The sequence below is a fragment of the Streptococcus azizii genome (genome assembly GCF_001984715.1).
Classification (GTDB): domain Bacteria; phylum Bacillota; class Bacilli; order Lactobacillales; family Streptococcaceae; genus Streptococcus; species Streptococcus azizii.
Genome location: NZ_MSPR01000007.1, coordinates 1 through 13,415, shown reverse-complemented (window position 1 = coordinate 13,415; position 13,415 = coordinate 1). Strand labels below are relative to the sequence as shown.

Below are 13,415 nucleotides of genomic sequence, written 5' to 3'. Positions count from 1 at the left end.
TGTCTCGGTGAACGCTAGTTCTACCTTCGCCTTCGTTTCCTAGTCTACTTTTGATTTTTATTGAGTATAAGGTAAACTCCTAGTTTCTCCTTCAAAGACATACTATACTTTTGACGCTAGGTATAAACCGAATGTCTATATTATGTAACGATATTAGAGTTTGGCAAATATACAGTATTGCACCCAAGCTCGATTTCCAGACAGAAAAAGCTGTGGCTAGTGGATAATGACTAGCCCAGCTTTTTTGGTGTTATCTGATGAAAGACGACCCGCCATACTTCGTGGCGGCGCCAGAGAGAGGTGTGCATCTTATCTCCCATTTCAAAAGTGACAAGTTTTGATTTCTGGCTGACAGAGACCATTTTAAAATTTGTCAAATAGGTGGACTGCACGGGATGAGATTGCAACATCTGTTCCTTGTTTAGATACTGCCCATTTTCATCAATCAGTAGGTAATTCTCCTCAATTAACTCTTGGTAGCCCTTTTCGTGGGCTTGGATTTCAGCTTCAAGACGGTAGAGTTTATCAAAGACATGTTCATACATTTCATCGTGAGGGATTGCGGCTGGCTCAACATGGATATCAACATCAAAGACTCCATGCTTTCCAATAAGGAGTTGCTCGACTTGCTCTGTCACCTCATGACTTTCATAGACAGATAGGTCGGGATTCATTTCAAGGACAATATCAAGGTAGATATTGGCTCCGTAGGTCCTACCACGCTGGGACTTGACAGCGCTAATCTTGGGTAAGGTCAGGATGTCTGTTTCGTACTTGTGGAGCAGTTCTTCGTCAAAGCCATCTGATAGGGTGAAGAAACTTTCCATAAAAATATCATAGGCTGTTTTTAAGATGAAGAAGGTGATGATAATGGCTGCGATTTTATCAATAATTGGAAATTGAAAGGCAGCAGCAAAGACAGCGATGGATGTTCCGATTGAGGTCATCGCATCAGAGAGATTGTCCTTTGCAGTTGCCTCTAAGGCCTTGGAACGAACCTTTTTTGCTAGACGTTTATTGTAGAGATAGACGACAAACATGACAAAGGCAGAGAGGATTCCGATGGTTGCTCCCATCATATCAATCTCAACGACTTCCTTACTGAAGAGTTTTTGGATGGTACTATGAAGAACCTGAAATCCAACGACAAACATGATGAATGAGGTAATGAGGCTCGCTAGGTCCTCCATCTTCCAGTGACCGAATTTATGGTCAGTGTCTGCAGGTTTTTGCGCCATCCTCAGCCCAATCAATACTGCAATGTTGCTGATAATGTCTGAAATATTGTTAAAGGCATCTGCTGTTAGAGCATCCGAGTGAAAGAGGGAGCCTGTAGCCAGCTTTATACCCGATAAGACGACATAGGCGATAATGGATAAGATAGCACCACGCTCGGCCAGTTTTAAATTGTATGCTTGTTGATTCATAATCCTCCCCTTTTCGCTATATTGTAGCAGAAGGAGGAAGAATTTTCAAGGATAGAAATAGTCAGGGGATTGCAACAGTTCTGTGAACTGTTGCAACTGGTCACCTAAAAACCAGAAAGTGACCATAGAAGTTCTGTGAACTGATTCAACTGGTCACCTAAAAACTAGAAAGTGACCATAGAAATTCTGTGAACTGTTGCAACTGATTATTTAAAAATGCGCAAGTGACCATAGAAGTTCTGTGAACTGATTCAACTGATTATCCAAAAATTAGCAAGTAACCACAGAAGCTCGTTGAACTGATTTAACTGGTCACCTAAAAACCAGAAAGTGACCCTAGAAATTCTGTGAACTGTTGCAACAGGTCACCTAAAAACTAGAAAGTGACCATAGAAATTCTGTGAACTGTTGCAACTGGTCACCTAAAAACTAGCAAGTGACCATAGAAGCTCTGTGAACTGTTGCAACAGGTCATCCAAAAACAAGCACTGGAATCAGTGCTTGGAAAAACTATTTCATCATCAGAATGACCAAATGGCTAAAGTCAATCTTAGTAGTGAAGGTCCCTGTTTGAAGTTTGATACCAGTCTCATCTACAGCTACCACTTGACTAAAGAGGTAGTGGTGACCACCCCAGAAACGGTCAATATTAGTATAGGCCTTGCATTTTCCGAGGGAAATGTGATGGTGGGCTGTGTAGGCTTCTTCTTTTTTGATGAGGATACTGGTACAGCGATTGAGGTTGAAGTAGCCATAGCGCTGATTCTTTTCAAAGCAAACCATCTCCTGATAGCAACCGATGATTTTGATATTTCGTAGAACGGAATACCACATGCTATTTAAGGATACATCGCAGACTTTCCCGAGATAGTTTTGGATAGAAAAATGAGGGATGGATAGGCTTTTGTTTTCAGCTGCTGGTGGCTTTGTCGTTTGCAGGGGCGGGAAGTCATTTTCTTCTCTGACCAGCTGATCCAAGCTGATAGCTGCAAAGTCGGCAATTTTGATAAGAGATTGCAGATCAGGAATCGAGCTACCCTTTTCCCATTTAGAGATAGATTGGCGACTGACAGCAAATATTTCAGCAAATTCTTCCTGTGATAAGTGATGGATACTCCGAATGAGACGAATTTTTTCATTTAGTAACATGGTGTCACCTCCTGAGTAGAGTTTAGCAAGAGGAAGGGCATTCCTCAAGAAAGTCTTGTTTACATTTGGCTACTATTGGTTGCAAGTTGAAAAAATCTGATACTAAATGAAGACGAAACTAGCTTTTCATTTCTTTACTCGGGTAAAACGGATTGTCGCTCGCATTTTATTCAGCCACTCAAAGTAATAATGTCTGATGTGTCATGCTAGCTGCTTATGGATGGCTAACAATCCCTAGAATAACGTCGACAGCGGATTCCATGGTTTCAAGGCTGACAAATTCAAAGCGCCCGTGCATATTTTCGCCACCTGCAAAGATATTGGGCGTAGGAATTCCCATGAAGGAGATTTTAGAACCGTCTGTCCCACCACGGACTGGTTCGATAATTGGCGTAATCCCAAGGTTTTCCATGACACTTTTTGCAATGGTAATAGGGGTCATATCTTTTTCGATAATTTTCTTCATATTATAATACTGATCGTGAAGATTGACGATAATCCTTGGTGTATCAAACTCTTGGTTCATCTTTGCTGCGATATCTAACATCAGCTGCTTGCGGGCTTGGAAATCAGCTTCCTCAAAGTCACGAATGATGTAGGAGCTATAGGCCTGATCCACACTTCCTGCCATATCCATCAGATGGAAGAAACCTTGATACCCATCTGTTTTTTCGGGACGGTCCGTTTCTGGAAGGGCGTTGTGGAAATCAATCGCTAGTTGGAAGGCATTGATCATTTGATTCTTGGCAGAACCTGGGTGAACATTGCGTCCGATAAAGTCAATTTTAGCAGCAGCAGCGCTAAATGTTTCATACTGGAGTTCACCAAGAGGTCCTCCGTCCATCGTATAGGCAAAGTCTACGTCAAAATCTTCCACATCAAACTTATCTGCACCGACTCCAATCTCTTCATCAGGACCAAAGCCGACTCGGATTTCACAATGTTTGAGTTCAGGATGAGCAACGAGGTATTCGATAGCTGTCATAATTTCAGCGATACCTGACTTATCGTCAGAACCAAGCAAGGTCGTTCCGTCTGTCGTAATCAAGGTTTGACCATGGTAATGATTCAGTTGTGGAAAATCTTTCGGATGTAATTCAAAACCAGAACTGCCGAGGGCAATCGGTTGGCCATCGTAGTTTTCAATAATCTGTGGGCTGACACCTTCAGCGTTGAAGTCAGCCGTATCCATGTGGGCAATAAAGCCAATCTTGCGAGTCAGACTTGGGTCATTAGCGGGCAGTGTTCCGACCGCAAATCCGTTTGGCAGGTAGTGGACATCTTGAAGCCCGATGCGTTTCATTTCAGGAAGTAGGATATTTTGGGCAAATGCTACCTGATTCTGGGTACTAGGTGTGGTGGTAGACTTTTCGTCTGAACGTGTGTTTTCCTTCACGTAGATAAGGAAGCGCTCTAAAAGATTTGGGTATTTCATGTTTCCTCCTTTTAAGGTTTATGGATAATATGTTTGTAGATGGCTTTGGCTACACCGTCTTGATCATTTGTATCGGTGATATCATCTGCTAAAGATTTAATCAGCTTGCTGGCATTCCCCATTGCGATGCTGAGACCTGCAAATTCAAGCATTTCAATATCATTGTTAGCATCTCCAATAGCCATAATTTCCTCTGGTAAAATCTGTAGTTGTTCTGATAATTTTTTTAAGGCGGAAGCCTTATTCGTACCGCTTGGTAAGATTTCAAGCAGTACATCTTGAGAGCGGACAACATCGAAGTCTTTGCTAAGTCTTACTCGGTGCTTGTTTTCAAAATCATCCGTAGCCTCTTGTGTTCCGACGAACATGGCTTGGAAAAGATGACGGCTTTGGTCAGTTGCATTTTCCATGCTTAAGATAGTAGGCTCAACGTTGACAAGCTCGGCATCTGCTCGTGAATATTGATTGGGTTCATCGTCCAAGACATAGTAGTGATTTTCATCGAATAAGGTTAGTTGCAGGCTAGTCTCTGGCAAGAACGTTGCAAGGTACTGAATTTGTTCTGGCGATAGCTCAGCCCAGTCGATGAGTTTCCAGTCGCTTGTTTGATGAGTTGAACACCCGTTATTGACAATGACATACTCATTTTCTGTTTCGAGACCCAGTTGGTTAAAATAGGGCTTAACTCCTGTCAACATCCGACCGGTGCAAAGGACTAGCTTGACACCACTTTCAACAGCCTGGTGAATCGCTTTGATCTGTGTCTCTGTCAGCTGTTTCTGACTATTCAGTAACGTCCCGTCCATATCAAGGGCAAGTAATTTTATCATAGATTCCTCCTCTAGTATTCCTATAGGATAGTATAGCATAAAAAAACAGTCCAGTGGACTGTTTTTTCACTCGCCCAAAAACCGGGCAGCGAGTCCAAGTCCAGTGGACTGTTTTTTCACTCGCCCAAAAACCGGGCAGCGAGTCCAAGTCCAGTGGACTGTTTTTTCCCTCGCCCAAAAACAGGAAAGCTAGTCCAAGGTCCAGTGGACTGTTTTTTCCCTCGCCCAAAAACAGGAAAGCTAGTCCAAGGTTCAGTGGACTGTTTTTTCCCTCGCCCAAAAACAGGAAAGCTAGTCCAAGGTCCAGTGGACTGTTTTTTCCCTCGCCCAAAAACAGGAAAGCTAGTCCAAGGTCCAGTGGACTGTTTTTTCCCTCGCCCAAAAACCGGGCAGCGAGTCCAAGTCCATTGTCCTGTTTTTTCACTCGTCCTCGAGACTCTTGACGACGTATCCTTTTGATTTTTAAAGAGTATGAGTAACAGTTCAAGTCTTTGTCTATCACCTTCTTAGGACAATGTGCTGTACAAATGTGTGAGCAATCATTTTTCTACACCTCAATTTGATAATGTACATAAATTTAATGGGTGTTTGATATACTACGTATATCAAAGGTTTGACTACAAGTCAAACCTTATAACTAACAGTCGTGTCTCTAATGTGCTGAACATGAACCACTATAAATATTGACATGTTTATAGTAGTTGCAAGCCCTATGGCTATACATGGGATGCTTTGCATATTTATCTGGAGATAGAAGGAAACTAGAGCTGTTAGTGCGAGAATATAAAGAAGGGAGAAAAAGGATGCAGGACAAACAGTTCGTAGTCTGGTATGTACATGGATTCGTGATCAGGGCTAGTGTATGAGGGTTGGGGTGGTGGGGATATATTTTACAACTCTGGAAGTTTTTAGGCTTTTATAGACAGTCAGTTTATACCTAAAGGTAGCTACAGTTGTCATTGACTAAAGTTGAGATAGCTGCGTCTCTTTTATTACTTCAATGTCTGAAAAAATGTCGATTTCTCATTTCCAACTTTCAATCCTCTCTTAAATGATTAGGAGTAGACACTAGAAGTAAATGAAAAGACTATAACAACCAGAAAGGGGCTATCAGCTAAAGGGAGGTAAAATGCTCGCAGAAAAACGAATCAATTTTTATGAGAGCCGGACGTTTACCTGTAAAAAATGTGGGCGCCGAGTGGTGACGAAAAAAGGTGTTCTTGATAAGCGAACGGTATTTTGTAGCAGTATCTGTAGCCGACGTTACTGGCGACATTCTGATTTACGAAAAGAAAAAAGAAATCATATAACAAACATAAATAATGTGTAGAAAAGAGGAAAAAATGAACCAGCTTAAGAAATGGTTAGTCATGTTTCTAGCTATAATGGTCACCTTATTAGGCATTGGAGCAAGTGCGACGACTGTTCAAGCAAAAGAACTCCAAAATGTATTAACAGATATCAACTTGTGGGACGTCAGTAATGGGAGTCATCTTACTACAGATAGTTCAGGTTCTTATCAGTTAATAAAAGGGGTGACGTATCGATTTGAATCAATTTTTGATCTCTCAAAGTATGATGGGAATTTAGTAGATGGTGATTATTTTACATTCACCATACCTGCACCAATAACTGTTAGCGATACGAGTTTTGACTTGAAAGATAGCGGGACAGATGTGGCTGTCGGAACAGTTACTGTAACCTCAAACGGAGCCGGAAATGGTGGGACGGTGAAGGTCACCCTCAAGGACTTGCAGGAATATCTCAAAAAGAAGGGTGGTAGCCAGATTCAAGGAGTCAAGGGAACTTTTTATACAGACTTCAAAGTAGACGAGGTCGTGAGTGGCAAAACCATCACCTATCCATCTACAGAAACCAGCAAAAACATTAGTCACTCTATTTCGGTCAAAGAACGGACGACACCTGATTATACAGAAGGAATCAAAAAAGAAAATTTTGTAAAAAATGGTGGAGTGATGAGCAAAGAGTCTTGGAGTTCTCAGACACTAGGAAAAAGTGGGGACTATATCCATAACTGGTACCTACGGGTCAATACAAATCAGTCCAGTTACGACTCCATCTCCCTAAAAGATGTGATTCCTGAAGATTCTGCACCGATGCAGTTTATTCCTGAAAAGGTCAAGGTTTATGCAGGGCATTTTAATTCTAGTTTGAATTTGACGGGCCAAAAGTTACTTGAAGAAGGAAAAGATTACACCATCGAATATAATAGTGCCTATACCAGCTATACCTTAAAATTGTTGAATACTGCTTCGAGAATGGCAGAAAACGGGCGACCTGCCGCTTATAACGTCTATTATGCGACAACCTCACCTGCTAATGGTACAAACGTCATCAATGAATTGTCTATGAAAGGTGGGGAGACAGATGTGACTATTAGCACGGAGAATCAAAGAACGGTTCATCGTGTGACACGCTCTACTAAAATTACAACAGGCGGGTCCATCCAATTAGACACAGGTTACCGTATCACCCTTTACAAACAGGATGCCGAAACAGCGTCCTTGCTGAATGGGGCAGAGTTTGAAATCACTTCACCAAGTGGTCAGAAAGAAATCGTTAAAATTGAGAAAGACGGTGTTGCCCAGTCTAAAGTGTACACAGCTGATGAAGTAGCTAAGGGGAAATTTACCATCGTCGAAATCAAGGCTCCCAAGGGCTATATGTTGGATAAAACGCCGATTGAAGTGACGGTCGGAAAGGATGGGGTCATTCGGACCATTAAAAATAAGAAAGAAAAAGTATCCATTCCCGTCACTAAAGTATGGGAAGATGCTAATAACCAAGATGGAAAGCGCCCAGATTCTATTACGGTTCAACTACTTGCCAACGGTCAAGAAGTCGCAGGAAAAAACCTTACCCTCAATGCAGAGAATAAATGGACAGGCAGTTTTGAAAATTTAAACAAATATGATGATCAGGGGGTAGAAATTACCTATTCGTTGAAAGAGGTAGATGTCCCAGATGGTTATCAATCTAAGGTAGCAGGTGACATGACAACAGGATTTACCCTCACTAATACCTACATGCCTGCCGTAACAGAGGTTTCTGGTACCAAGACTTGGGTTGATAATGACAACCAAGACGGCAAGCGCCCAGAGAAGCTGGTTGTCAAACTTCTCAAGACAGTAGGCGGTCAGACAACAGAAGTAGCTAGAATGGAAATCTCCGCCAAAGAGGATTGGAAGTATTCCTTTGCCAATCTTCCTCAGTTTGAAAATGGTCAAGCCATCACCTATAGCATAGATGAAGAGCTGCCAGCAGGCTATACAAAAACAGTAGAAGGCTATAACCTGACCAATAGCTATACGCCTGCCGTAACAGAGGTTTCTGGTACTAAGACCTGGGCTGATAATGACAACCAAGATGGGAAACGTCCAGAGAAGCTGGTTGTCAAACTTCTCAAAACAGTAGCAGGTCAGACAACAGAAGCAGCTAGAACGGAAACCTCCGCTAAGGAGGATTGGAAGTACTCCTTTACCAATCTTCCTCAGTTTGAAAATGGTCAAGCCATCACCTATAGCGTAGATGAAGAGCTTCCAGCAGGCTATACAAAAACAGTAGAGGGCTATAACTTGACCAACACCTATAGTCCTGAAGTAACGGAAGTGACGGGAAGCAAGACCTGGGATGATGCGGACAACCAAGATGGGAAACGTCCAGACTCTATCACCGTCCACCTGCTTGCCAATGGGCAAAAGGTGGCCAGTCAGACCGTGACTGCTACCGATAACTGGACCTATCGCTTCACCAATCTAGCAAGGTACCAAGATGGGAAGGCCATTGCTTATACGATTGCAGAAGAAGCTGTGCCAAACTATCAGACCAGCCTTGAAGGCTACAACCTCACCAACCATTACTCACCAGAAATGGTGGATATTACGGTTCACAAAAAATGGGAGGATGGCAATAACCAAGATGGCAAGCGTCCGGACAAGATTCAAGTGCACCTTCTGGCAAATGGAGAGCGGGTCGATAGCCAAACGATTCAAGCAGATGCGACAGGGAACTGGATGACCACCTTTACCAACAAGCCCAAATATGCCAAGGGACAAGTCATTCGGTATACGGTAGAAGAAGTAGCGGTTGACGACTATACGACCACCGTTCACGACTTTACCATCATCAATAGCTATACACCAAAAGAAATCAGCTATCAGGTCACCAAAAAATGGGCAGATAGGGGAGACCAGGACGGGAAACGTCCAAGCTCGATCACTGTCCAACTCTACAAATCTGTAGCTGGTAGTGAGCCTGTCGCCATTGCAGGAAAGACCCTGACTCTGACGAAGGCAGACCAAACAGATGACGAGACTTGGACAGCTAGCTTCACCCAGCTCCCACAATTTGAAAATGGCCAAGAAATCCAATACTCTGTCCGAGAAGATGAGGCGACGCTAGCCCTGTTAGAAACGGCGGGCTACCGTGCCACGGTCGAGGGTCAAGTGATCACCAATTCACGGACTCCTGAGATGATTCGCATCACTGGAAGCAAGGTCTGGGAGGATGCCAACAACCAAGATGGCAAGCGTCCTAGCAGTATCGTCCTCCTTGTGAAGGATGGTCAAGGGCAGGAAGTAGATCGCATCACGGTCACACCTGATGAAGAGGGACAGTGGACCTTTGCATCGAAAGACCTGCCCAAGTACGCAAATGGCCAAGAGATTCCTTATAGCCTAGAGGAGCTTGTCCCAGCAGAGTATGGAAGCAAGATGATCGCTGAGGGCAGTCGTTATACGATTACCAACAGCTACACACCTAAGAAGATAAGCCTCAAGGGTTCTAAGGTCTGGAACGATGGGAACAATCAAGATGGGATTCGTCCAAGCAGTATCACCGTCCACCTATTTGCGAATGGGGTGGATACCAAGAAAACGGCGATTGCTTCAGAAGCTACAGGCTGGAACTACCATTTTGACGACCTAGACCAATACCAGGATGGAAAAGCCATTCAGTATACGGTTGAGGAAGAAGCGGTAGCAGGCTACACCACACAGATTGATGGTACCTTGATTACCAATAGCCATGTTCCAAAGGGAACTCCTCCGGCTACTCAGCCACCTGTAGGAGAGCCGACTCAACCACAGGCTGGTCAATCAGCAGGAACTAAGAAAATCTTACCAGCAACTAATAGCACGACCAGTCTGGGACTGATTGTCCTTGGTCTTGTTCTACTGGTCGGACTTGGTGTCTATCTAGTGAAGAAAGGAAAGTAGTTTATACTCTTCAAAAGCAACGGTTGATTGCCGTTGCTTTTGTTTTTATATGGTAGGCATAGGAAGTTCAATCACGAATGTCATTGAAGATAGACAAGTGATGGTCAGAGTCTCCCTTTCTTTTTGAAGGGGAGTGAGATTTCTTACTCGTTTATGGTATAATAGTCCAAGAAGATGATTTTAAGGAGTATCTATGCTGTATTGGTTGACACTGATTGTTATTTTATTGCTTATTGTCTCATTTATGAAGGATAATCGTAGTTTATTAAATCCTGCACTATTGATAATCGGTCTTTTTTTCCTCTATCTCTCTCTGGCAGATTTATTTTACCAGTTGGACTGGTTGGTGGTACACAATATCGTTTTTGCTGCAGGCTTTGTATTACTACCCCTTATCCTATTTCTTAGCGGATTTTTCCTAGTCTACAATGGTTGTATTCTATTGAGGAAAGAGGGATACTCCAAGGCGAATCTATTATCGCTGGCTATGGGCTTTGCTATCCTTCTCTTTTTTCTTCTACTCTTTTGGCGTTTCACAGATCAAAACGGACTATTTTATAGGAATAGCTACTTGAACATTTTCGTCATCAGCATTTTTTTCACTTATTTCTTATTTGGATTTGCTTTTGCGGGCTTCATGCTGTATTCATACCTCTATCTCTTTATCCCCAAGCGCAAACAGTATGACTTTATTATTATTCATGGTGCTGGGTTGATGAACGGAGAAGAGGTCACTCCCCTATTAAAAAAACGAATAGATAAGGCAGTAGAAGCCTACCAACGATTGGGCAATTCAAAGACAAGGTTGATTGCCAGTGGGGACAAGGCGAAGATGAGAAGATTTCAGAAGCTCAGGCGATTGCAAATTATTTATTAAAAACAGGGGCTGTTCCTAGTAGTGCTATTCTCTTAGAAGATAAATCACGTACAACGTTTGAAAACCTCCTATTTTCAAAAGAAATAGGTGAGAGTCTTTGTCCTCAGCCCCAATTCCTGTTTGTGACCAACGACTATCATGTTTTTAGAACCAGTGTTTATGCCAAAAAGATAGGGCTAGTTGGAGATGGTTTGGGGTGCGCAACCGCTTCTTACTATATTCCTTCTGCCTTTATCCGTGAGTTTATAGCCCTCTGTGTGCGCCTCAAATGGCTATTCATCGTTTTGTACCTCCTTTACTTTATTTCGACTGTTTTGGCCTATAGAGGTATCCTTTGGTAACTTGTAAGGTGATGTTTTAAAATCTAGGTCTGTAGACTGGAGTAAGGGAAGGTTTTTAAAGAGTATTAGAACCTGTAAGCACTAGCCGAGGTGCAGGCTAGGTAAAGAAGGATAGAAGGACAAGGAGACGATATATGCAGATGCTAACATGCCCGCACTGCGGGGTGGCCTTTCAGGTCAATGAAACAGAATATAGCCAGCTACTGGCTCAGGTCCGCGGAGCAGAGTTTGAAAAAGAATTGCATGAACGCTTAGCACGTGAGACGGAATTAGTCGCAGAAAAGGCTAAAAATGATTTGCAAAGACAACTAGCAAGGCGGGATAAAGAAATCGTTGAATTGACTGCCAAGTTAGAACAGTCAGAGCACCAAACAGAACTGGAAATTCGTTCTGCCTTATCACAGAAGGAGCAGGAAATCCTCGCCCTTGAAGCACAGCTTGAGAAGGCACTCTTAGAAAAGGAACACGAATTAACATTAGCTCTTTCCTCTATGGAGAAAGAGCGAGATACGGTTAAGACAGAGTTGCTCATGCAGAAACAAAAGCAGGAATTGGCTCTTGCAACGACCAGGCAGGAGTTTGAATTGCAGTTAAAAGCAGCCAATGAACAGGTTGAATTTTACAAAAATTTCAAGGCTCAGCAGTCGACCAAAGCTATTGGAGAGAGTCTAGAACTATACGCAGAAGCAGAGTTTAACAAGGTTCGTCATCTAGCCTTTCCGAATGCCTATTTTGAAAAGGATAATCAGGTCTCTCAGCGTGGTTCTAAAGGGGATTACATCTATCGGGAGGTGGACGAAAATGGTGTAGAAATTCTTTCCATTATGTTTGAGATGAAAAATGAAGCCGATGATACAGTGAAAAAACATAAGAATGAAGATTTTTTCAAAGAATTGGATAAGGATCGCCGAGAGAAAGAATGTGAATATGCTGTGCTTGTCACCATGCTAGAGTCCGACAACGACTACTATAATACAGGGATTGTGGATGTCAGCCATAAATATGAAAAAATGTACGTGGTTCGTCCCCAGTTTTTTATTCAACTAATCGGAATTTTGCGTAATGCAGCGATGAATGCCCTTAAATACAAGCAGGAATTGGCGCTGGTGAGAGAGCAGCATATTGACATCACTCACTTTGAAGAGGACTTACAAACCTTTAAAAACGCCTTTGCCAAGAACTACCAGTCTGCTAGCACGAACTTCCAAAAGGCAATCGATGAGATTGATAAGGCTATCAAGCGGATGGAGGCAGTCAAGGCGGCACTTACGACTAGTGAAAATCAACTGCGTTTAGCCAATAATAAGTTGGAGGATGTTACAGTTAAAAAGCTAACGAGGAAAAATCCAACCATGAAAGCTAAATTTGACGCTTTAAAGGAGACATGATGATTCGGAGCTACCAAGAAGAAGATGCCCAATCTTGTCAGCAGTTGTTGGTGGAGTTGGGCTACCCTAGTCAGCTGGGAGAGTTGAGGGAGCGCTTGACCCATCTTTTGGCTCATCCTGATTATGAATGTTTGGTCTATGAAGAAAAGGGGCAGGTGATTGGCTTGCTTGGCTATGCCAAGATGTATTTCTTTGAGCGAAGTGGTACCTATATCCGTATTTTAGCCCTCGTTATAGACAGTAGGCATCGTAAAAAAGGGATTGCGACAGCCTTGTTAGACAGGGTTCAAGACATTGGAAAAGAAACAGCCTGTCAGGTGATGGCTTTAAATAGCGGTACAGGAGATAAGAGACAGGCTGCCCATCGTTTCTATGAGCATTATGGCTTTGAACAAACATCAATCGGCTTTGCTTATCAGTTAGAGAAGAGCGAATAATGGAGAGAGCAGGGCAGTATCAGTACCGGAAGGCATGAAGCGTGAATGAAATAGAAATAAAAAAGTTAGCAGGTCTTAGGCTTGGACCTGCTTTTTGAGTATTATAGTCGTTTAGACAATATGTAAAGACCCCCAGTTGAGAATTCGTGGATTTACCTGTACACTAGAATAAAAAAACAATCAACTTCTAACAGGAATTACCACACTCAATTGGAGGTCTTATATGTTTCATTTTACCACACTTTTCATCGGAATGGATGTTCACAAAGAAAGTTTTTCACTTTGCTATTATGA

Annotated in this window: 7 protein-coding genes and 1 pseudogene; 4 read left to right on the top strand and 4 right to left on the bottom strand. The window is 42.6% G+C overall.

Going from position 1 to position 13,415, the window contains the following annotated elements; translation table 11 throughout:
- Nucleotides 1–230 precede the first annotated feature (230 nt).
- The 4 genes from BVE84_RS04590 to BVE84_RS04575 form a co-directional block, all read right to left on the bottom strand.
- Complete coding sequence (locus BVE84_RS04590) at nucleotides 231–1,427, bottom strand: cation diffusion facilitator family transporter (protein ID WP_076995890.1); 1,197 nt, start codon at nucleotides 1,425–1,427, stop codon at nucleotides 231–233.
- Nucleotides 1,428–1,937: 510 nt separating this feature from the next.
- Nucleotides 1,938–2,576 (bottom strand): helix-turn-helix domain-containing protein, encoded by a 639-nt coding sequence (locus tag BVE84_RS04585; RefSeq protein ID WP_076995889.1) that lies wholly within the window; start codon nucleotides 2,574–2,576, stop codon nucleotides 1,938–1,940.
- Nucleotides 2,577–2,790: 214 nt separating this feature from the next.
- A complete protein-coding gene (pepT, locus tag BVE84_RS04580) occupies nucleotides 2,791–4,011 on the bottom strand; it encodes a peptidase T (RefSeq protein ID WP_076995888.1) in 1,221 nt (406 codons plus the stop codon).
- Between the two features lie 11 nt (nucleotides 4,012–4,022).
- Nucleotides 4,023–4,841: a Cof-type HAD-IIB family hydrolase gene (locus BVE84_RS04575; protein WP_076995887.1), complete on the bottom strand. Its 819-nt coding sequence runs from the start codon at nucleotides 4,839–4,841 to the stop codon at nucleotides 4,023–4,025.
- A 1,343-nt stretch (nucleotides 4,842–6,184) separates the two neighbouring features.
- Between BVE84_RS04575 and BVE84_RS04565 the strand changes: the two genes are divergently transcribed.
- The 4 genes and pseudogenes from BVE84_RS04565 (at nucleotide 6,185) to BVE84_RS04550 (ending at nucleotide 13,121) form a co-directional block, all read left to right on the top strand.
- On the top strand, nucleotides 6,185–10,078 hold the full coding sequence (locus tag BVE84_RS04565) for a Cna B-type domain-containing protein (RefSeq protein WP_076995885.1): 3,894 nt from the start codon (nucleotides 6,185–6,187) through the stop codon (nucleotides 10,076–10,078).
- 196 nt (nucleotides 10,079–10,274) lie between these two features.
- Nucleotides 10,275–11,296, top strand: a pseudogene (locus BVE84_RS04560) (YdcF family protein).
- 134 nt (nucleotides 11,297–11,430) lie between these two features.
- On the top strand, nucleotides 11,431–12,684 hold the full coding sequence (locus BVE84_RS04555; protein WP_076995884.1) for a DUF2130 domain-containing protein: 1,254 nt from the start codon (nucleotides 11,431–11,433) through the stop codon (nucleotides 12,682–12,684).
- The gene (locus BVE84_RS04550; protein ID WP_076995883.1) at nucleotides 12,681–13,121 is read left to right on the top strand and encodes a GNAT family N-acetyltransferase; all 441 of its coding nucleotides are present in this window, start codon (nucleotides 12,681–12,683) and stop codon (nucleotides 13,119–13,121) included. The genes BVE84_RS04555 and BVE84_RS04550 overlap by 4 nt, the downstream gene beginning before the upstream one ends.
- Nucleotides 13,122–13,415: the final 294 nt, after the last annotated feature.

What these genes read in the sequence shown, in the direction of transcription:
- BVE84_RS04585 (WP_076995889.1), bottom strand. Translation starts at nt 2,576, where the DNA reads ATGTTACTAAATGAAAAAATTCGTCTCATTCGGAGTATCCATCACTTA.
- BVE84_RS04550 (WP_076995883.1), top strand. Translation starts at nt 12,681, where the DNA reads ATGATGATTCGGAGCTACCAAGAAGAAGATGCCCAATCTTGTCAGCAG.
- BVE84_RS04590 (WP_076995890.1), bottom strand. Translation starts at nt 1,427, where the DNA reads ATGAATCAACAAGCATACAATTTAAAACTGGCCGAGCGTGGTGCTATC.
- BVE84_RS04555 (WP_076995884.1), top strand. Translation starts at nt 11,431, where the DNA reads ATGCAGATGCTAACATGCCCGCACTGCGGGGTGGCCTTTCAGGTCAAT.
- BVE84_RS04565 (WP_076995885.1), top strand. Translation starts at nt 6,185, where the DNA reads ATGAACCAGCTTAAGAAATGGTTAGTCATGTTTCTAGCTATAATGGTC.
- pepT (WP_076995888.1), bottom strand. Translation starts at nt 4,011, where the DNA reads ATGAAATACCCAAATCTTTTAGAGCGCTTCCTTATCTACGTGAAGGAA.
- BVE84_RS04575 (WP_076995887.1), bottom strand. Translation starts at nt 4,841, where the DNA reads ATGATAAAATTACTTGCCCTTGATATGGACGGGACGTTACTGAATAGT.